Source organism: Cohnella rhizoplanae (assembly GCF_948329515.1).
Lineage (GTDB): Bacteria > Bacillota > Bacilli > Paenibacillales > Paenibacillaceae > Cohnella > Cohnella rhizoplanae.
This window is the reverse complement of the sequence record NZ_CAOJCN010000001.1, coordinates 268,832-289,058: the sequence shown is the minus strand read 5'-3', so window position 1 is coordinate 289,058 and position 20,227 is coordinate 268,832. Positions and strand designations below refer to the sequence as shown.

Genomic DNA, 20,227 nt, shown 5'->3' with positions numbered 1-20,227 from the left:
TCCCCCACTTCGCTTGTCTATTGCGTTCGTACGATATTCGTTTCATTTATCTAACAGTTTAATGGAAGTTGGGGTAAAAAACCAGTTCGCCGCATTGAAAAGACATGAAAAAGCCACAACCTGTCACGCTGTCGCCCGGGCTCTCCGCTTCATCCAGAGCGCTGCGATCAAGAGGACGGCCACCGTCGCAAAAGGCAGCGCACGAATCCCGTTCTCGCCGACGTTCGCTAGCAGCGGCGCGAGCCCCCGGTCCTTCAACGCCATCTCGCAGGCCGCATACCCCAGCAGCGCGCCGCCGACGTACAAGAGCATCGGGTACCGGTCGAGCAGATGCATAATAAAAGAGCTCCCCCAAATAATAATAGGTATGCTCATCGCGATGCCGATCAGAAGCAGCGCCGTATCCTCTCCGGCTACCGCCGCCACGGCCAGAACGTTGTCCAGACTCATGATAAAGTCGGCTGTCACGATCGTCCATACCGCGCCCGCGAGCGTCGACGCGCCGGCGCCGGAGCTCGTCTCCTCCTTGTGGTCGGTAAGAAGCTTGAACGCGATGACCAACAGAAGCAACGCGCCGGCAGTCTGAAGGTAGGGAATGTCCAGCAGCAAGGCCGCCAGCACGGTCAGCGCGCATCTGAGCAGCACCGCCGCCGCCGCCCCCCACCACACCGCGCGCCGTCGCTGCGCGGGCGGAAGCCTGCGGCCCGCCATCGCGATGACGACGGCGTTGTCTCCGCTGAGCAGCAGATTGATAAGCACGATTTGCGCAAATACGACCAAGTGACCCCATAATTCCATGACGCGCACCCCCTTCCCTGTTATATGTACAGGCCGGTCTGAATATGAAGGAGGCGTGCGCAGCATTTTTTTGAATCCTTCTCGTCCGCGGGCCGTATAAACGTTTATCAATTCAATGTTGGAGGGTCGGAAATGGATTTTTTGAATGCCGAATTTTTCACCGCTTTGCTCACGATCGTCCTGATCGACCTCATGCTCGCCGGCGATAATGCGATCGTCATCGGCCTGGCCGCGCGGAACCTGCCGAAGTCCAGCCAGAAAAAAGCGATATTGTGGGGAACGGCCGGCGCCGTCATCATTCGGGTGATCGCGACGCTGCTGATCGTATATTTGCTTAAAATTCCGTTCCTGCTCGCCGTCGGCGGCGTCGTGCTCATCTGGATCGCTTACAAATTGCTCATTCAGGAAGAATCGCACGAGCATGTCGAAGCCGGCAGCAGCCTCTGGAGCGCCGTGCGCACGATCGTAATCGCCGACGCCGCCATGGGCCTCGACAACGTCATCGCCATCGCCGGCGCCGCTTCCGGCAGCAGCTCCTCGGACCATAGCACGCTGCTCGTCATCCTGGGACTGCTCATCAGCATTCCGATCGTCGTATGGGGCAGCACCCTGTTCGTCAATCTGATCCGGCGCTTCCCGTGGATCATCTATATCGGCTCCGGCGTCCTCGCCTACACCGCGGCCAAGATGATCACGCACGAGAAAAAGTTCGAAGAACTGTTCGACAACGACGCGACCAACTGGGCGTTCATCGCGGTCGTCGTCGTCCTCGTCCTCGTCCTCGGGATCTGGAGCAACGCCGTCAAAAACCGCAAGAACCGATCCCGCGCGCTCAAAACGCCGAATACGCCTTGACGTTCTCCCGCACAGCTAGCAAACAGGCCGCAACCTCGAAGGGTTGCGGCCTGTTTTTTGCGTTGGTATGGGTCGATAAGCCTATCGCCTCAGATCATGCTGTATGCGCCTCGCGCGATTTAAAACCAGCGATCCTCGGCGGATGCCGCCAGCTTCCGTTCTTCTTGGCCTTCCGGCGTCATGACGAGGGTCTCCGTGCCGGCGACCGCTTCTCCCACCAATCGTTCCAACTGCTCGCCGAGCGCGTTCTCGATGCCTTCGACGACGCGCAGATTCGGATTCGTGGCGGGCGACTTCGGCACGAACAGCGTACAGCAATCCTCGAATGGCAAGATAGACGTCTCGTAGGTCCCGATCCGCTCGGAAATGCGGATAATCTCCAACTTGTCCATCATGACCAGCGGTCGGAGCAGCGGCAGCTCGGCCGCGCGTCCGATCACGTTCATGCTGCCCAGCGTCTGGCTCGCCACCTGGCCGAGACTGTCGCCGGTCACGATGGCCAGCGCGCCCGAGCGCTCCGCCAGGCGCTCCGCGATCCGCAGCATCGAGCGGCGCATCAGCGTGATGATCAGGTGATCCTGCTTCTGCTGGGCCAGCAAGGTCTGCAGCTCTGTAAACGGCACCAGATGCAGCTTGATCCTCCCGCCGTAATAAGCCAGCCGCTGGGCGAGCGCTACGACCTTGTCGGTCGCCTGCTGGCTCGTGAACGGATAGCTGTGGAAATGCACGGCCTCGATCTCGAGCCCCTTGCGCATCGCCGTCCAGCCGGCCACGGGGCTATCGATGCCGCCGGACAGCATGAGCATCGCCTTGCCGTTCATGCCGAGCGGGAAACCGCCGGCGCCGGGCACGACCGTGCAATAGACGAAGACGCCCTGCTGCTGAATGTCCAGCCGCAGCTCCACGTCGGGCTCGCGCACGTCGACCCGCAGCGCCGGCGTGTTGCGCAGCACATGGGCGCCGACCAGACGGTTCATCTCCATCGAATCGTGGGGAAAATCCTTCCATGCCCGCTTCACGCTCATTTTGAACGTCGAAGGAACCGGCAGATGCGCGTGCAAGACGGCGAGCGCCGCATGGCGGATCTCCTCCAGATCGTGCTTAACCTTCAGCACGGGACTGATCGTCCAAATGCCGAACACGTCCGTCAGTCTCGCCAGCGCGCGCTCCCCGTCCGCGCCGTTCAGCTTGATGTAGACGCGGCCGTAGGAGCACTCGTACTGCAGCTCCGGATAGGCAGTGAGCGCCTGCTTGATCTTGCCCAGCATGAGCGATTCGAACTTGCCGCGGTTGCGGCCCTTGAGCGTCAGCTCGCCCAGGCGGACGAGCAAATAATCAAAATTCATCGGTCAGTTCCTCTCCAGCGGCTTCAGCTTCGCTACGGTAGATTGCAGCCGCTCCGCCAGAATATCGATATCTTCCGCGACATGCTCGTCCCCGAAACTCACCCGAATGCTGCCGGTCGCTCTCGCCTCGCCCAGTCCCATGGCCGTCAGCACGCGGCTCGGCTTCAGGCTCTTCGACGAGCAGGCCGATTGCGTGGAAACGAGCACGCCATGTTCCTCGAGCATGTGCAGCAGCACCTCGGGCCGCATGCCCGGATAGGACAGGTTGACGATCTGGGGGGACGCGAGACGCTCGTCCGACGGGCTGTTCAACACGAGCTCGGGTATCCGCTCCACGTGCGAGAGGAGCCGTCGTCTTAGCTCGTACATTCGCTTGCGGCGTTCGGGCATCGACTCGATGGCAAGCCGCAGCGCCTGCGCCATGCCCACGATGCCCGGCAGGTTGTGCGTGCCGCTGCGCGTATCGCTCTCCTGGCCGCCGCCCGCAAGCAGCGGATGCAGCTTCAGACCGTCCCGCACGAGCAGGTATCCGGCGCCTCTTGGCCCTCTGAACTTGTGTGCCGAAGCGCTGTACAAGTCCACCCCGGAACGCGCCCAATCGAATGGAATCTTGCCGACCGCCTGTACGCCGTCCACGTGGAAGCGGACGCGCGGACGATCGCGCAGCAGCGCTCCGATTTCCTCTATCGGCTGCAGCGCGCCCGTCTCGTTGTTCGCGTGCATGACGCTCACGAGCGCGGTGTCATCGGCGATCGCCGCCGCGACGTCGCTCGGGGCGACGCGCCCTTGCTCGTCCGGCGTCAGATACGTGACGCGCACGCCCTCGCTCTCCAGCTGTCTGGCCGTCCCGTGCACGGACGAATGCTCGATCGCGGTCGTGATCATATGCCTGGTCTTGCGCCCGGCCAGCCCCAGTATGCCCTTGATCGCGAGGTTGTTGCTCTCCGTGCCGCCGGACGTGAAGACGACCTCGCCGGGAGCGGCGCCGAGCAGTCCGGCCACGGCCGCGCGGGCGCGTTCGACCAGCTTGCCGGCATCGGTGCCGGCCCTGTGAAGCGCGGAAGGATGGGCATAGTGCTCCGCCATCAGTTCAGCGACCGTTCGGATCACCGATTCGTAAGGAGGCGTCGAAGCGCTATGATCAAAGTAGTAGGTCTTCATTGCCAAGCTCCTCTCTTCGCCCCAACAAAGAAAAAGACCAAAGGCGGCTAGAAGCCGCCCTGATCCCTCATTGCTCCAGCGTTGTCAATACGCATCAATAACAATTGCAACTTAAAACTTAAGGCAGCATCCAGCTGCTGCGCGCGGCCAATACCTTGCCGATATAAGCCTGCGTCTCTGCCGGCAGCTCCGCGAGGCGTGCGGCAACATCCTCGTCCGTGCGCAGACCGATGCGGTCCACGCGGCCCGGACCGGCGTTGTAAGCGGCGAGTGCGGTCATCTCGCTGCCGTCGTACTTGCGCAGCAGATAAGACAGGTAACGGCTGCCGCCGTCGATATTCTGCGCCGGGTCGAACGAATCCGAGACGCCGAGTCCGGCCGCGGTGCCGTCCATGAGCTGCATGAGGCCCTTGGCGCCGGCGGACGAACCCGCATCCGGATTGAAGGACGACTCCGTCTGGATGACTCCCTTGATCAAGGCGGGATCCAGTCCGTAACGCTCCGCGGCGGCGCGAATCAGCTCGTCGTATGCGGACGTGGACGAGCCGGGATCGGCGGCGAGCGCGCCGGTACCGTCCACTTCAAGCCCGCGGAGCAGGCTGCTGCCGTAGCCGGAAGCGTCGGCGTTCATCGACAGAAGACCAAAGCTGGAGCCGAGATCCGAAGAACGCTCGGACGGGCCGCCCAAGGACGCACTGGCGAACGACCCCAGGTCGCCGTAACCATAGCTGCCGGTGCTGCCCATATATTGAGAGAGCAATTGACTGAACAGATTGTTGTCGCCGGTGCCTGCCGACACGGCGTCGGCGCTGCCCGCGAACGGATCGATGCCGGACGTGAACTGCGTCAGCAGAAGCTGCTTGAGTACCCGCGGGTCGACCGAATTGCCGGAGATGCCGTTCATATATGTCATCGACGTATCCGCCCTTTTATTCGACATTTTACCTTTCTCATTGTACAACACTTCGCGGCGGACGACCAGCAAAAGACGGCGGCGGCCCGGAAAACGCAATCGCCGTCCGATCCGGGTAACCCGGACCGAACGGCGATCGGCAGGACTGAAAAAATTTAAGAATTCGGCTTGAAGGTCAGACAGCAGGTGCCTTTGGAGCTGACGGCGGCATCGCGATGCTCGGCGAACGATTCGTCCGCGAACTCTTCGTTCCACTTTGCCTTGGCGTGCGCATCGATCTCGATGGCGATCGCATCGGCGGCGCATCGGTTGCCTTCGTCCCAAAACGCGCAATTGCTGACGCTGCAGGCTACGCCATTCGGCATAACGGAATCACCTCCGCTGCATAGTCTGGCCAACGGAAGCCGGCGCATGCGGGGCGGCGGCAAGGGAGCTGCAGGAGAGCTTGGTCTTATTTGGACTGAAGACGGCGCTGGATCAGGTATTCGCTCTCGTAATACGCCAGGTCCTCGCGAAGTTCCTCATATACGCGGGATACGCCCAGCACGAGATCGCGGGCAGCGCGTACGGGCTTGGCGCGGAAGCGGATGGCGTCCTGCCCGGTATAAGCATAGCGGCCGTCTTCGGAATAGCCTTCGTTTTTAGGATAGAAAAAGGCGTTGACGCAATGGTGGTAAACCTCGTACAGCGAGCGCTCGGCCGATTCTTCGTCGAAATTCGGCCTGCGGAGCAGCGCGCCCAGCTTCTCGTACGAAACCTCGGAGAATACGAGCAGGTGACGCAAATCGGACAGCAGTCCGGCGTAAAACGATTCGGTGTTATCTTCGGCAACCAACTGCGGAAGCGCGTGTCCGTTCAGGAAGGTCTCCAGTGGATCGATGGCCGCCTTGAGCTTGTCGCGGCTGGACTCGGCTAACGCCTTCACGTTGGCGGATGGCATAAATTGCTTTCCCCTTTCCATTATGCACATGCATGGGGCACCTCACAGAGTTCCCGAGAGGCGCAATGCCTTTATCCTACCATAAATCGCATCTGAGCGGTACTCGCGATGCGCAATTCCTCCGTATATTTTTTCCGCCGTATCAAAGCCTAGAACGGTGAAGAAACATCGCCTTCGCGATAACTCATCCATGCCAAAGGGGTCGATCCGCCTATGCGCCGCCGATACGCGATCATCGGTTTATTATTTACCGTCGCCGTAGCTATCTTCGCCGTACCGATCGTCGTCCCACCGCCTGCCGGACGGGACGCGGCGCCGGCGCCCGAGAAGGCAAGCCCTTCGGCCGCGGCGACGGACGAACGCGCCCGCAAGCTCGACACGATCCGCAGCGACATGGCCACGACGGGCATGCTCTGCCGGATCGAATGCCGGAGCGACGTCGTCAAGCTGGTCGCCGCAGCATCGCGGTCCGGAGCCGGCGGCGCTTCAGAGGCGCGCAAAAGAGCCATGATGAAGGACATGCTGGCAGCCAATCCGCACTTCGAAGCGTTGATCTGGCGCTCGGGCGCTTCAGCCGTATCCGCGGGAGCCAAGCTCGGGCGTTACGACGCGGCGGTGCGGCAGGCCTGGAACGAAGGACTGTCGGCGATCCGTCAGGGCCGGTCCTACGAGTCGAAAAGCCTGCCCCTGCACGGCACCGGCGGCTATGTGCTCGCCGTGCCCGCCGGCGGCGCGAACGACGGCGTCGTCGCCCTGATCCACACCGACGCGGTCGACGAAGTCGGGAAGCATCAGCGCCGCAATATGCGGCTCGTGCCGTATCCCGACAACCGCCGCTTCCGCACCCAGGCGACCGAGCCGGGCCGGCTGAAGGACAAGCACGTGACGTCGGGCGATGCCAACGGCAACGCCAGCCACTACGCCGTGGACGAGGTCGTCGTCAAGCTGCACCGGACGCTGGCGCCCCGGGACCTGCTCGAGCTGCGCAAGAAGCTGGATTTGTCGGTGGCCCGGGAGCATCGCAGACAGACTTACGTATTCCGCTCCAAGACGCTGAGCACCGCCCAACTGATCGATTACTTTAATAAAAAGTGGAATCCCGTGTTCGCCGAGCCCCATTATCTATATCTGACCAACGACGGCAAGCCGGGCGGCGGCATGAAGCCGCTCGGCGCCGGCAGCCCCCTCCAGACCGATGTCGTGCCGAACGATACGCTGTACAGCCAGTACCAATGGAACCTGCCGGAGATCGCGACGGAACTCGGTTGGAACGTCACCCGCGGCAAGCAGGACATTGTCGTCGCCGTGGTCGATACCGGCGTCCAGCTCGACCATCCGGATCTTAAGGGCCGCCTGGTGCAAGGCACCAATATCGTAGACCCTTCCGCGCCGCCTGAGGACGACGTCGGACACGGCACGCACGTGGCCGGCATCATTGCCGCCGAGGTCAACAACGGCGAAGGCGTGGCCGGCATGACCTGGTACACGAAGGTAATGCCGGTCAAGGCGCTCGACAACTCGGGCGCGGGCACGACCTACTCGGTGGCCGAAGGGATCATCTGGGCGGTCGACCACGGCGCCGATATCATCAACCTGAGCCTCGGCAACTACGCCGAAGCCCAGTTCCTGCACGACGCGATCCGATACGCGCACGACAAGGGCGCGCTTGTCGTCGCGGCGAGCGGCAACGACAACACGGACCGACCGGGTTACCCCGCAGCGTATCCGGAGGTCGTCGCCGTAGGCGCGACGGGGTCGGACGAGCTGCGGGCGCCGTATTCCAATTACGGCGACTATGTGGACGTGTCCGCGCCTGGCACCTCGATCGCCAGCACGTATCCGGGGAGCCGCTATGCGGCGCTCTCCGGCACCTCCATGGCGAGCCCGCATGTGGCCGCACTGGCATCGCTCATGCTGGCCGCCGACGGCAGCTTGACCAACGACCGGCTCGCGGCCTTGCTCGGCCAGACCGCGCGGGATCTCGGCGCCGCAGGCAGGGATCCCGAGTTCGGCTTCGGCCAGATCGACGTGCGCGCAGCCGTCGAGGCTGCCGCCGGCAAGAGCGCCGCGCCGGCCGCAGGCAAGCAGTCCGCCGCTGCGGGAACCGCGCAAAACGAGGGCCTTCCGGACGTGCTCCAGCAGCGTCTATTCGACCGGCTGCAATCCTTTTTGTCCGGCCTGTTCGACCGGTGATACCGTTCTGCTTGTTCATAAGGGACATTCAGACCGTTTTGCCGGATAGCGGGACGCCATCGCGTTCCGTTATCCGCGCGGGGCGGTTTTTTTATTTCGCGCCGCCAAAACTACGATTTGTCGTTTGACCGATAGACTTCTATAATAGAGAGAAGCGCGGTCGGCGGATCGCCGTCATTGACGATTCATTAATATGGACGAAGGGGTCGAACACATTGGACAAGTCACAGCGTAAAAAAGAAGAACGGCTGAAGAAAGAAGCCCTCGCGGCCAAAAGGCGCAAGCAGTCGCGGATATGGGTATGGTCGACCGTGGTCGTTGCGATCGCCGTCATTGCGCTGGCCATCGTTTTCCGCCCGCAGCCCGAGGACCTGAACTTCGATTACGAGACGCTGCCGACGATCGGACAGGCCGACGCGCCCGTCAAGCTCGTCGAATTCGGCGACTTCAAGTGCATTTCCTGCAAAGTATTCAACGACGAGATTTACCCGCAATTAAAAAAGGACTTCATCGATACCGGCAAAGTTTCGTTCAGCTTCATGAACTTCACGATTATCAGCCCGCAGACGGATTCCCGTACCGCGGCGCTGGCGGCGCAGGCCGTCTACCATCAGAGCAACGACGAGTTCTGGAACTTCTATCATGCTGTCTACGAGAATCAGGGCAGCGAAGGAGACACGTGGGCTACCTCCGACTTCCTGGTCAAGCTGGCGCGGGACAAGTCGCTTAAGCTGGATTTCGACAAACTGAAAAAGGATATCGACGACGCTACATACAAGTCCGAGGTGGACAAGCACATCAAGATCGCCCGCGACAACAACTTCACCGGCACGCCGACGCTCGTGCTGAACGGCAAGAAGCTGTCCGACAACCAAGCGCTCGTCTACGCGAATCTGAAGGCCGAGATCGAGAAGGCGCTGCAGGAGGCTACGGCCGATTCGTCCGCGACCGCTCCAGCATCCGGCTCTTAAGGGGGACGCCACGCGATGCGCTCTTTCTTTCGGGCTAACTTCCTGTATCTGGCCTGGGTCGTCTCGCTGGCCGCGACCGGCGGCAGCCTGTTCATGAGCGAGATCCTGAATTACGCTCCCTGCAAGCTATGCTGGCTGCAGCGGATCTTCATGTACCCGCTCGTGCTGCTGCTCGGTCGCGCCGCCATCCGCGGCGATCGGCGCATCGTCGGCTATGTGGCGCCGCTCGTCGCGATCGGCGGGTTGATCTCGCTCTACCATTACGGCGAACAAAAAGTACCCGGGATGGCCAGCATCCTGCCATGCACGATCGGCGTGCCGTGCAATGAGGATTACTTGGACTGGTTCGGCGTCATTACGATTCCGCTGATGGCGCTGGTCGCCTTCATCCTGATCGGCCTGCTGTTGTGGTACGGCAGCCGCGACCGCGGCGGCGAAGGTTGGGCCGCTGCCGACGACGCGGACGACGCCGATCGTTAAGCAAGATGAATTCCTTTAGCTCCGAAAAAAGGGTAGGCCGGCGATATGCCGGCCTACCCTTTTTTGAATACGTTGCTTGCGGTCAGGCCCAGTTGCCGTTCCGGAAAATAGGAATGACGGTCCCGTCCTCCTGATACCCGTCAATGTCCATCTCGGCCGATCCGACCATGAAGTCCACGTGCGTGACGCTGACGTTCACCCCGGACGCCGCGAGCTCCTCCGGCGACATCGTCTTCCCGCCCTCGACGTTGAAAGCATAGCCGCTGCCGATGGCGAAGTGATTGGACGCATTCTCGTCGAACAGCGTGTTGTAGAACAGGATGTTCGACTCCGAGATCGGGGACCGGTAGGGCACGAGCGCCATCTCGCCGAGATAGTGGGAGCCTTCGTCCGTCTCCACGAGCTGCTTCAGGATCTCCTCGCCCTCCTCGGCCTCCACCTTCACGATCCGCCCGAGCGCGAACGTCAGCTTGAAGCGATCGATGATGTTGCCGGCGTAGCTGAGCGGCTTGGTGCTGCTGACGTAGCCGTTCACGCCGTCGCGGCGCGGCGCCGTGAACACTTCCTCGGTCGGCATGTTCGCCATGAAGCGGATGCCTGCGGGCGTCTCGCTGGAAGCGCCCACCCACAGATGGCGATCCGGCAGTTCGACCGTAAGGTCGGTGCCCGCGGCCTTGTAGTGAAGCTTGCGCAGCCGCAAGCCGTTGAGCCAGTCGACCTTGCCGTGCAGGGTGCCGTCATGCGCGCGCCAAGCTTCGACCGGATCGTCTGCATGGAGCCGGACCGCGTCGAAGATCGCGAGCCACAGCTTCTCGGTGGCAACTTCCGGCGGATCGCCGGGGAACACCTTTTGCGCCCAGTCGTCCGACGCCGCCGCTACGACCGTCCATGCGACCTTGTCCGACTGGATGGCTCTGCGGAATTCTGCGAGTCCCGCGCCGGCGGCCTTTTGATAATCGCCGATCCGCTGGGGATCGACGCCCTTCATCACGTCCGGTCCGGAGGAGACGAACGAGATGAAGCAGGCGCCCTTCTCGACGAAGCTGCCTCGCTTGAGCGTCTCCCAGGCTGGGAAGCTGCGAAAAACCTCCGGGTCGGCATGATCGTATTTGAGACGCGATACCCGATCGTCGCTCCAGTCCACATGAACGTTGGCTGCGCCTGCCTCGTAGGCCGCAGCCGCGACGAGGCGCGCCAGCGGTGCGTTGTCGACCTGGCTGACGATGAATACCTCCTGTCCTTGCTGGACGTTGACGCCGACCTTCACGATCAACTCCGCGTACCGGGTCAGCTGCCGCTCGAATGGTTCCATGGGATCATCCTCCATCATCGTTCTTATTGGTAGACGCCTGCCGATCAGTTGGCCCAGTTGCCGCCGCGGAATACCGGCACCGTCCGGCCGTCCGACAGAATGCCGTCGATGTCCATGTCGGCAGAGCCGATCATGAAGTCGACGTGCACGACGCTCGCATTCACGCCGGCAGCGCGGAGCTCATCAGGAGACATTGTCTTGCCGCCTTCGATGGTAAAAGGGAAGCCGAGTCCGATCGCGAGGTGATTGGACGCATTTTCATCGTACAGCGTGTTGTAAAACAGAATATTGGCATTGGAAATCGGGGAGCGGTGCGGCACAAGCGCGACTTCGCCCAGGTAATGCGAGCCCTCGTCCGTCTCGACGATCTGCTTCAGAATCTCCTCGCCCTCCGCCGCTTCAACGCCTATGATTCGTCCGTTTTCGAAGGTCAGCTTGAAGCGGTCGATGAGCGTGCCGCTGTAACTGAGCGGCTTGGAGCTGCTCACGTAGCCGCTGGCGCCGTCGCGATGGGGCACCGTGAACACTTCCTCCGTCGGCATGTTCTTCATGAAGCCGACGCCGTCCGGCTTGGTGCCGCCCGCCGTCATCCAGAGATGGCGCTCCGGCAGGCCGATCGTGAGGTCCGTGCCCGGCGCCCGGTAGCGCAGCTTCGCGAATCGCTGCTCGTTCATCCAGGCCGCCCTCGCCTGCAGGCTGGCGTCATGCGCGCGCCAGTTGTCCACCGGGTCCTCGGCATGGAGCCTGACCGCGTCGAAGATCGCCTGCCACAGCTTGCGCAACGAGGTCTCGGCGGACTCGCCGGGGAACACCTTCGCCGCCCACGCCTTCGTGGCGCTGGCCGCGATCGTCCAGGCGATCTTGTCCGAAGCCGTCGCCTGCCGGTATACGGCGAGCGCCTCGCCGGCCGCCTTCTGGTAACTGCCGATTTTCTTCGGATCGACGCCGCTCAGCAGATCCGGATTGGACGAATTCAGGAAAATGAAGCAGCCGTTTCGTTCCACGACCTCGTTGCGACGCTGCTTTTCCCACTCGGGGAACTGGGTGAATGCTTGCGCCTCGGCATGGTCGTATTTGAGACGGGTCAGCGTATCGTCGGCCCAATCGACGATGACGTTGGCCGCGCCGGCCCGGTAAGCATGCTCTACGACCAGACGCGCGAGCGCAGCTCCCTCGATTTGGCTGGATACGTAGACGTCCTGCCCCTTCTGCACGTTGGCGCCGATTTTGACGATCAGTTCGGCGTACTTGGACAAATCCCGTTCGAATTCGGACATATCGCACGCTCCATTTCGAGATTGTACTGCTTTCCTAATTGTATCGAATTCGGCTGCGGATCACAAACTGAACTGATGAGTCATTTTTATTCGGTCCAGCGGATTTAAGTTTTAGCCACGCAAAAAACCCCGGGAGCCGGGGTTTTAAGGTGGGATCGGGTCGGGCGCTATTCGTTCAACGCCTTTTCGAGCGCCGCCAGATTTTTTTCCATGATGCCGATATAATCGAGGTCCTGCGCCTTGTCCTGCTTGGTCAGTCCCTCGATCGGGTTCAGCACCTCGGTCTTCGCGCCCGTCTCGCCCGCGATCGTCTCCGCGATCTTGGGATCGACCAGCTCCTCGAAAAAGATCGTCGAGATGCCGAGAGACGCGATCTCCTCCACGACGGCGGCCATCTGCGCGGGGGTCGGCTCCTGATCCGGGGACAGTCCCGAGATCGGCACCTGCGTCAGCCCGTATTCGCGCGCGAGATAGCCGAACGCGGCATGCTGCGTCACGAACGCCTTGCGCTTCGGCGCGCCGAGCGCGTCCCTGAAGTCCGCGTCGAGCTTCTGAAGCTTGGAGACGTAAGCCTTGGCATTCGCGTCGTAGTCGGTCCGGTGCGCGGGATCCGCCTGCGCGAGTCCGTCCCGGATGCGCTCGACCTCCCGCTGGGCCAGCGCGGGACTGAGCCATACGTGGGGGTCGGCGCTCTCATGGTCGTGGCCGCCGCTCGATTCCGCATCCGCTTCGTCTTCGGCGGAGCCGGGCCTAAGTTCGAGACCGGCCGCCGCCTCCACGTCCACGCGCTTCGCGTTCTTGGCGCTTGCGAGCGCCTGCTCGGCCCAGCCCTCGACGATTCCGTTGTAGACGAACACGTCGGCCTCGGACAGCATCGCCATGTCCTTGGGCGTCGGCTCCCAATCATGGGGCTCCACGCCGTCCGGCACCATCAGGACGACATCCGCCCGGTCTCCGGCGACTTGCCTGGAGAATTCGTACATCGGATAAAAGCTGGCGACGACCTTGAGCCTGCGCTCCGCGCCATCATCCGATCCGCTGCCGGCACCGTCCTTCGATCCGCATCCCGCGAGCAGCAGCATGGCCGCGGCGACCGCCAGCGACGTCCTGCCTAAGTATGACTTCATCCGCGCGACTCTCCCTTCTCCGCAGCGCGCACCGCGCTCGTGAAGCGCGTCGCTTCGAACGGCGTATCGGGAGCGGAGGCGATGCCGAGCCTGCTTCTGCGCTTCGCCGCCTGCAGCATGGCCTTCTTCAGACCGATGCCGACCAGCAGGATCGCGAGCAGGATGAGCGCGATCGTCGCGCCGGGGGGCGTGCTGAAGGTATAAGAAGCCGCGAGCCCCGACCATACGCCGCCGAGACCGAACGCCATCGACAGCATGATCGCCGCGGCGAAGCTGGAAGCCAGCCGGATCGCGAGGGCCGCAGGCAGCACGACGAGCGAAGAGACGAGCAGCACGCCGACGATCGGCATCGCCGCGGCCACGATCATCCCGGTCACGACGCTGAACGCGAGGGACAGCCAATGCACCGGCAGGCCGGACGTCTTGGCCGTGTCCTCGTCGAAGGTCATCTGGTACAGCGGGCGCCGCATCAGAATGAAGAATAAAGCGGCGAGCACGGACACCGCGAGCATCAGGATGAGCTCGGTCCGGTTGACCGCCACCACGGAGCCGAATAAATAGGAAGAGAAGCTCTTGTTCACGCTCTGGTCGAGATTCATGATGATGACCGCGCTCGACAGGCCGCCGACCATGATGATCGCGACGGAGATCTCGCTGTACGTCTTGTAGGATCGCCGCACGTACTCGACGGCGACCGCGCCGACGATGGCGATGGCGAATCCGGTCAGGGTGGGATTCCAGTGGAGATACGCGCCGGCCGCGATGCCCGCCAGCGAGACGTGCGAGAGCATATCGGCCATCAGCGCCTGCCGGCGAAGCATGAGGTAAACGCCGAGCGCCGACGCCACCAGCGCTATGAGTGCGCCGGCGAGAAATGCCCTCTGCATGAAGTCGTAGTGCAGCATCTCCACTTGCCATCCTCCTTCCGTTCCAATTCGATGATGCGATCCAAGTAAGGCGAAACTTCGTCGAGGCCGTGCGTGACCATGACGACCGTGCGTCCGTACTGTTCCGTCTGCGTCTTCATCAGCTCGTAAAATCCGAACCGGCTCTCCCGGTCCATGCCGGTCGTCGGTTCGTCCAGCACGAGCAGGTCCGGCTCCATGGCCAGCGCCCGCGCGATGCAGATTCGCTGCTTCTGGCCGCCCGACAGCTCTCCGATCTTGCGGTGCCGCAGATGCCACATGCCCACCTGCTTCAAGGCCAGCTCCGTCTGCTCATGATCCCGGGCGTTCATTCTCCTGAGCCAGGAGCCCTTGGTATATCGGCCGGATCGCACGAATTCCAGGATGCTGCTCGGAAAGCCGCTGTTGAACGCGGCGATCTGCTGCGGCACATAACCGATCGCCAGCTTGCCGCCGCCCGCGCCGCGGGAAGCCAGCCGGATCCGTCCCTTCCAGGGTGCGAGCAGGCCCATCATGAGACGGAGCAGCGTCGTCTTGGATGCGCCGTTCGGTCCGGTCACGGCGACGAACTCTCCCGATCCGATCTCCAGGTTGACATCCTCCAGGCTCGGTACGTCGTCGTACCCGAACACGACTTGCTCCATTGCGACGAGCGCCATTCCGTTCTCCTCCTTACCATTCCTCTTTATCGTAAAACTTACGCTTATATCGCATAGCAAAAGCCCGCTTCGCAGCCGGCCTCGGAATCGTTCATTCCATTATCCGTAACAATTACACTTAGACAATATAACAGTACCTCGGAAGCGCGTCAACAGCGTTTAACCCTTAGCCAGCCCTTGTTAGCGGGCAATCGACTTGGCGCTCTCCTGCTGGCACGCCTCGCACACGCCGTATATCTCGAAGCGATGGCTCAGCACGCGATAGCTGCCGGGCAGCTCCAGGTCTTCCTTCATCGGGCAGTAATCGAACGACAGCGTCTTCTCGCAGTTGGTGCAGATCAGGTGATGGTGGTGATGCTTGGCGCAGTTCGCCCTGAACTTCAGCCCGCCGTCCATAAAATAAAATTGCTCCAGCACGCCCATATCGCTCAGCATACGGAGGTTGCGGTATACGGTATTAAAGCTGACGCTCGGGTACTTCACGGTCAATTGGTCGTAGACATCCTTGGGCGACAGGTAACCGTCGGTATCCGCGAAAATGCGGGCAAGCGTCCGGCGCTGGTCGGTAATCCGCCATCCGGCCCTGCTCATCATCGACACCATCTCCTGGACAGTCGAAGCGTCCCCAGCCGATCCTGCGTCGTGATCGCAGTCTTCTTCGTGCTCGTGCACGCTCATCGAATCTCAACCTCCTATCCTTTATGTAAAAAGCAAGGACGGATTCATTAGCGCATAATCGGAAAGCGCGACGTAAGCCGGGTTCTGTACTTCCGGTGGTAAAGCGGACCTGGTGGTCCTCCCACGTATGGAAGCGACAATCATCTATCTAGGCCGTACGTTGCCGCACGGCTCGAGCGACCAACCCGAACGCGCCCCGGGCAAGGGCCGCGGCTCAAGGCCGCTGCGTTCCTCTTCGGTCTTGCTCCGGATGGGGTTTACCAGGAGCAAAGTCGCCAGTGCTCCTCGTGGTCTCTTACACCACGGTTCCACCCTTGCCTGATCCGCGACGAATCGCGGCCATCGGCGGTCCATTTCTGTGGCACTATCCTTCGGCTCGCGCCGACTGGACGTTATCCAGCATCCTGCCCTGCGGAGCCCGGACTTTCCTCTCGCGGCGCGAAGCCGCCAGCGATTGTCCGTCGAACTTTCCGATATGCACCGATAAGTATAACCAATATCGCGCCCATGCACAATGGCAGGCATGCCCATTGTACGGCTGGCGGGGTGTGAAGCGGCAAAACTAAAGTTTGTCCGCCACGCGAGAAAGAGCGATCGGTCCCCGAGCTGCCCGTTGAAGGCTATTTCAACCGGAACGGATCCGTGTGCACCTCCGAAGCGAACACTTCCGTCCCGTAGCCCTTCTCGGCGAGCCGCTCGCGCAGCCACGCCGCCGTCTTGGGCCGCATGATTTTCTCCGCGTAATGGCCTGGATCGACGATCGCGAGCCCGCTCGCCTCGGCGTCCTGCGCGGAGTGGAAGTCGATGTCGCCGGTGACGAGCACGTCCGCTCCCATGAATGCCGCGCGCTTAATGTAGCTCCGGCCGGAGCCGCCGAGCACCGCGACCTTGCGCACCTGCCTCGCCCCGTCGCCGACGACGCGGACGAACGGCATGTCCAGCCGCTCCTTGACGAGCTCGGCGAACGCGTCCAGCGGCATGGCCGCAGGCAGCTTGCCGACACGCCCGAGCCCGAACGAACGTCCCTTCAAGTCGACGCCGTACAGATCGTAGGCGACCTCCTCGTAAGGATGCGCCTTGAGCATCGCCTGCACGACCGCCTTGCGCGCGCTATCCGATACGACGATCTCGATCCGCGTCTCCTCCGCGCTCTCCAGCTTGCCCGGCTTGCCGATGTAGGGAGCGCTGCCCTCGCGCGGCATGAACGTGCCGATGCCTTCGACGTTGAAGCTGCAGTGGCTGTAGTTGCCGATCCAGCCGCCGCCCGCGCGGAACATCGCGTCCCGCACCGCCTCCGCGTGCGTGCGCGGCACGTAGACGGCCAGTTTATACAGTTTGTCCGTGTGGACTTCCTCCAGCACGTCGCGTCCTTCCAGCCCGAGGGCCTCCGCCATCCAGTCGTTCAACCCGCCCTCCGCCGTGTCGAGGTTCGTGTGCGACACGTATACGGCGATATCACGGCGGATCAACTCGGCGGCAAGCGCGCCTGCCGGCGTGTCCGTCTGCAGATGCGCGAGCGGCCGGTAGATGACCGGATGATGCGCGACGATCAGCTCTGCGCCGAGGGACGCCGCTTCCGCTACGACCGCCGGGTTCACGTCCAGCGTCACCAGCACGCGCTTCACCTCGCGACGCAGCGATCCGACCTGCAGGCCGATCTTGTCGCCTTCGACCGCGAAGTGCTTCGGCGCGAGACGCTCCATCAATTGCGCGATCGTCTCTCCCCTTGCAAACATGTCAACACCTCCCCGATCTCGGCCATCGCGCGCTCCCAGGCTTCCAGCTTGGCCCTGGTATCCGCCGACGCCGACTGCTTCATGCCTTGCGCGATCCACTCCCGCTTCGCCAGCTCGCCGCGCCACTTCGCCAGAAAAGCCTCGTCCGGCGCGCGGAGCAGCAGCGGCCCCATCTCGTACAGCAGCCCCGCCGGTACGGGAGGGCAGCCAGGGCCGAGCAGGCCCGTATCGTACAGGTCCCGATGTCGCGCCGCAGCGTCGGCCTCGGACTGGGCGCGAACGGCTCGCAACAGGGTGTAGCTCTCGCCGTCCTCCTCCACGATCCGCTCGAGCTCGAGCACGTACCGGTGCGCCTCAAGCCAGCGCCGCACCTGATCCTCCGCCACGTGCGGGGAGAGAATGAGCGTCGCGACGCCCGATAGCGCATCGCCCGCCTCGTCCAGCAACCGCACCATCAGGCTGCCGCCCATGCCCGCGATGCACACGGTATCCACCTCGCCGGGCGCGAGCACGGACAAGCCGTCGCCATGCCGGACAGATACGATGCCTTCGACGCCCGCAGCCCGCACCTGTCGCTTGGCGGCCTCTGCCGGTCCGGCGTTCACGTCGCCGGCGACCGCATAGGCGATCTTGCCGCTCAGCGCCAGATGTACGGGCAGCAGCGCATGGTCGGTGCCGATATCCGCGAACCGCGCCCCGGGCCGCACGAGCTCGGCCAACGCCGCGAGACGCCTCGAGAGCTTGGGCGATTCAATGGAGTTTTTGCCGTTACTTTCGTTCATCGTCATGCAACCCATTCCATCCATTGTCTGCGCAGCCGGAACATCAACGTGCCGACCAGCGCGATTTTAAAGAGCAGTTCGATCTGAATCCACTCCCTGTCTACGCCGAACAGCGCAGAATACACTTCGGGCATAAACCAGAGGATCAGCGCCGTCGCGAACAGCACCGCGCCGGTCGCCTTGAACTTCACGTGAGCGAACCAGCTGAGCCAGGCGAACAACAGCGCGGCCGGCACCCAGAATACCTGCACTTCGAGCCAACTCGGATCCGGCACCTGGCGGGACAGAACGGCCGCGTACAACGCCGTCACGCCCATCCATCCGAGCCAGTGCAGCACCGCGAAGCGCTCGGCGATGCCGCAGACGATCCAGATCAGCGCGCTCGCGAGCAGCAGCACGAACAGTCCGGGACCATCCGTCCATCCCTGTACGTACAAGATGGCCGTGCCCGCCGCCGGCAGCAGCAGCATGCCCGTGCTGAGCAGCGCCAGTCCGCGAGCCGGCAGACGCTCCCTGTAACGGGAGCCGAGACCGACGAGCCCGCCCGTGCCGATGACCGCGACCGCTATTTGCAATGCCAACGGAAACGCGCTAAAATGAAGGACGACAAGGCAGATCAAGGAAAATATGCCAATGACATACAACCACTTTTTACCCGGCGCATGACCGATCTGCCGCAGCTTTTCGCCTACGGCGCTTTTCGGCCGGACCGTCAGATCGTCCAGATACAAATTCAGCAGGAAGTCGCAATATTGCTCGGGCAGCATCTTGGCTCGGCGCCAGGATTCGATCTCCCGCACGACCCATTTCCTCTTGTCCTCGTCCAGTGGAGGCATGTAGATAGCTCCTCTCGATACGTAACGCCCGGGAAGCCAAGAGGACCTTGCGGCCCATGGATCGGCGCAAGGTCCTCTGCATGAACGCAGCCTGGCGTTCGGGGCTTATTCCAGGAAGTCCTTCAGGCGCTTGCTGCGGCTCGGGTGGCGAAGCTTGCGGAGCGCCTTGGCTTCGATCTGACGGATCCGCTCGCGCGTAACCCCGAATACCTTGCCTACTTCCTCCAGGGTGCGCGTGCGGCCGTCGTCGAGGCCGAAGCGCAGGCGAAGTACGTTCTCCTCGCGCTCGGTCAGCGTATCCAGCACGTCCTCCAGCTGTTCCTTCAGCAGCTCGTAAGCCGCGGCGTCGGCAGGCGCCAACGCCTCTTGATCCTCGATGAAGTCGCCCAGATGCGAGTCGTCCTCCTCGCCGATCGGCGTTTCGAGCGACACCGGCTCCTGCGCGATCTTCATGATCTCGCGTACCTTGTCCACGCTCAGCTCCATCTGCTCCGCGATCTCTTCCGGCGCCGGCTCGCGGCCGAGCTCCTGCAGCAGTTGGCGCGATACGCGGATCAGCTTGTTGATCGTCTCGACCATATGCACGGGAATCCGGATCGTGCGCGCCTGGTCGGCGATCGCCCGCGTGATCGCTTGGCGGATCCACCACGTCGCGTACGTACTGAACTTGTAGCCCTTGGTGTGGTCGAACTTCTCGACCGCCTTGAGCAGCCCCATGTTGCCCTCCTGAATCAAGTCCAGGAACAGCATGCCTCGTCCGACATAACGCTTCGCGATGCTGACGACCAGACGCAGATTCGCCTCGGCGAGACGCTTCTTGGCCTCTTCGCCGCCTTCGCCGCCGATCTCGATCTTCTTGGCCAGCTCGACCTCGTCGTCGGCGCCCAGCAGCGGCACGCGTCCGATCTCCTTCAGGTACATCCGGACCGGGTCGTTGATCTTGATGCCCGGCGGCAGCGACAGGTCGTCGTCGAAGTTGAATTCGTCGCGTTCGTCCTCTTCGCGCTCGCGGTCGCGTCCGCCTCCGATCTCGTCGTGATCGTTGACGACTTCGATGCCGTGATCGGCGAGCTGTTCGAAGAAGTCGTCGATCTGCTCGGCGTCCTGGTCGAACGGAGACAGCTTCTCCATGATGTCTTTATAAGTCAGTCCGCCCTTTTTCTTGCCCTGCTCGATGAGCAGCGACTTGACCTGCTCCAGCGAGCTCTCCGTCTCGAGTCCGGTGTGTTGATCGTTCGCCATTTCCGACTCCCTCCTC

Annotated in this window: 20 protein-coding genes and 1 other RNA gene; 4 read left to right on the top strand and 17 right to left on the bottom strand. The window is 62.4% G+C overall.

All coding sequences use genetic code 11. From position 1 onward, the window contains the following. Positions 1–123 precede the first annotated feature (123 nt). Positions 124–798 carry a TerC family protein gene (locus PQG80_RS01280; RefSeq protein ID WP_271749315.1) on the bottom strand — a complete coding sequence of 225 codons (675 nt, stop codon included), beginning with the start codon at positions 796–798 and terminating at the stop codon, positions 124–126. Between the two features lie 132 nt (positions 799–930). Between PQG80_RS01280 and PQG80_RS01275 the strand changes: the two genes are divergently transcribed. Continuing rightward, on the top strand, positions 931–1,653 hold the full coding sequence (locus PQG80_RS01275) for a TerC family protein (RefSeq protein ID WP_271749314.1): 723 nt from the start codon (positions 931–933) through the stop codon (positions 1,651–1,653). Positions 1,654–1,772: 119 nt separating this feature from the next. Here PQG80_RS01275 and thiI read toward each other — a convergent pair whose 3' ends face one another. The 5 genes from thiI to PQG80_RS01250 form a co-directional block, all read right to left on the bottom strand. Beyond that, positions 1,773–2,999 carry a tRNA uracil 4-sulfurtransferase ThiI gene (thiI, locus tag PQG80_RS01270; protein WP_271749313.1) on the bottom strand — a complete coding sequence of 409 codons (1,227 nt, stop codon included), beginning with the start codon at positions 2,997–2,999 and terminating at the stop codon, positions 1,773–1,775. Between the two features lie 3 nt (positions 3,000–3,002). Continuing rightward, positions 3,003–4,160, bottom strand: coding sequence for a cysteine desulfurase family protein (locus tag PQG80_RS01265; protein WP_271749312.1), 1,158 nt, complete (start codon positions 4,158–4,160; stop codon positions 3,003–3,005). Positions 4,161–4,278: 118 nt separating this feature from the next. Next, the gene (locus PQG80_RS01260) at positions 4,279–5,100 is read right to left on the bottom strand and encodes a lytic transglycosylase domain-containing protein (protein ID WP_271749311.1); all 822 of its coding nucleotides are present in this window, start codon (positions 5,098–5,100) and stop codon (positions 4,279–4,281) included. A gap of 128 nt (positions 5,101–5,228) precedes the next feature. Next, a complete protein-coding gene (locus tag PQG80_RS01255) occupies positions 5,229–5,438 on the bottom strand; it encodes a DUF1540 domain-containing protein (protein ID WP_271749310.1) in 210 nt (69 codons plus the stop codon). A gap of 86 nt (positions 5,439–5,524) precedes the next feature. Continuing rightward, the gene (locus PQG80_RS01250; RefSeq protein WP_271749309.1) at positions 5,525–6,013 is read right to left on the bottom strand and encodes a YpuI family protein; all 489 of its coding nucleotides are present in this window, start codon (positions 6,011–6,013) and stop codon (positions 5,525–5,527) included. A gap of 213 nt (positions 6,014–6,226) precedes the next feature. On the opposite strand from PQG80_RS01250, the gene PQG80_RS01245 reads away from it, so the two are divergent. From PQG80_RS01245 to PQG80_RS01235, 3 genes are all read left to right on the top strand, one after another. Further along, the gene (locus PQG80_RS01245; protein ID WP_271749308.1) at positions 6,227–8,206 is read left to right on the top strand and encodes a S8 family peptidase; all 1,980 of its coding nucleotides are present in this window, start codon (positions 6,227–6,229) and stop codon (positions 8,204–8,206) included. Positions 8,207–8,421: 215 nt separating this feature from the next. Continuing rightward, positions 8,422–9,177, top strand: coding sequence for a DsbA family protein (locus tag PQG80_RS01240; RefSeq protein WP_271749307.1), 756 nt, complete (start codon positions 8,422–8,424; stop codon positions 9,175–9,177). A 15-nt stretch (positions 9,178–9,192) separates the two neighbouring features. Continuing rightward, a complete protein-coding gene (locus PQG80_RS01235; protein WP_271749306.1) occupies positions 9,193–9,657 on the top strand; it encodes a disulfide oxidoreductase in 465 nt (154 codons plus the stop codon). 82 nt (positions 9,658–9,739) lie between these two features. On the opposite strand, the gene PQG80_RS01230 is transcribed toward PQG80_RS01235, so the two are convergent. The 11 genes from PQG80_RS01230 to rpoD all read right to left on the bottom strand — a co-directional run bounded on the left by PQG80_RS01230 (position 9,740) and on the right by rpoD (position 20,211). Then, positions 9,740–10,969 carry an aminopeptidase gene (locus tag PQG80_RS01230; RefSeq protein ID WP_271749305.1) on the bottom strand — a complete coding sequence of 410 codons (1,230 nt, stop codon included), beginning with the start codon at positions 10,967–10,969 and terminating at the stop codon, positions 9,740–9,742. Positions 10,970–11,013: 44 nt separating this feature from the next. Further along, the gene (locus tag PQG80_RS01225; protein WP_271749304.1) at positions 11,014–12,246 is read right to left on the bottom strand and encodes an aminopeptidase; all 1,233 of its coding nucleotides are present in this window, start codon (positions 12,244–12,246) and stop codon (positions 11,014–11,016) included. A 167-nt stretch (positions 12,247–12,413) separates the two neighbouring features. Next, positions 12,414–13,373 (bottom strand): metal ABC transporter substrate-binding protein, encoded by a 960-nt coding sequence (locus tag PQG80_RS01220; protein WP_271749302.1) that lies wholly within the window; start codon positions 13,371–13,373, stop codon positions 12,414–12,416. Beyond that, on the bottom strand, positions 13,370–14,284 hold the full coding sequence (locus PQG80_RS01215) for a metal ABC transporter permease (RefSeq protein ID WP_271749301.1): 915 nt from the start codon (positions 14,282–14,284) through the stop codon (positions 13,370–13,372). The genes PQG80_RS01220 and PQG80_RS01215 overlap by 4 nt, the downstream gene beginning before the upstream one ends. Continuing rightward, complete coding sequence (locus tag PQG80_RS01210) at positions 14,227–14,937, bottom strand: metal ABC transporter ATP-binding protein (RefSeq protein WP_271749300.1); 711 nt, start codon at positions 14,935–14,937, stop codon at positions 14,227–14,229. Before PQG80_RS01210 ends, PQG80_RS01215 begins: the two co-directional genes overlap by 58 nt. A gap of 180 nt (positions 14,938–15,117) precedes the next feature. Beyond that, positions 15,118–15,615 (bottom strand): Fur family transcriptional regulator, encoded by a 498-nt coding sequence (locus PQG80_RS01205; protein ID WP_432432704.1) that lies wholly within the window; start codon positions 15,613–15,615, stop codon positions 15,118–15,120. A gap of 58 nt (positions 15,616–15,673) precedes the next feature. Next, an RNA gene (gene rnpB, locus PQG80_RS01200) (RNase P RNA component class A) lies at positions 15,674–16,085 on the bottom strand. Between the two features lie 150 nt (positions 16,086–16,235). Then, positions 16,236–17,351 carry a Nif3-like dinuclear metal center hexameric protein gene (locus PQG80_RS01195; RefSeq protein WP_271749299.1) on the bottom strand — a complete coding sequence of 372 codons (1,116 nt, stop codon included), beginning with the start codon at positions 17,349–17,351 and terminating at the stop codon, positions 16,236–16,238. Next, positions 17,318–18,139 carry a tRNA (adenine(22)-N(1))-methyltransferase gene (locus PQG80_RS01190; protein WP_271749298.1) on the bottom strand — a complete coding sequence of 274 codons (822 nt, stop codon included), beginning with the start codon at positions 18,137–18,139 and terminating at the stop codon, positions 17,318–17,320. Before PQG80_RS01190 ends, PQG80_RS01195 begins: the two co-directional genes overlap by 34 nt. After that, positions 18,136–18,969: a hypothetical protein gene (locus PQG80_RS01185; protein WP_271749297.1), complete on the bottom strand. Its 834-nt coding sequence runs from the start codon at positions 18,967–18,969 to the stop codon at positions 18,136–18,138. Before PQG80_RS01185 ends, PQG80_RS01190 begins: the two co-directional genes overlap by 4 nt. A gap of 105 nt (positions 18,970–19,074) precedes the next feature. Further along, complete coding sequence (gene rpoD / locus PQG80_RS01180; protein WP_271749295.1) at positions 19,075–20,211, bottom strand: RNA polymerase sigma factor RpoD; 1,137 nt, start codon at positions 20,209–20,211, stop codon at positions 19,075–19,077. Positions 20,212–20,227: the final 16 nt, after the last annotated feature.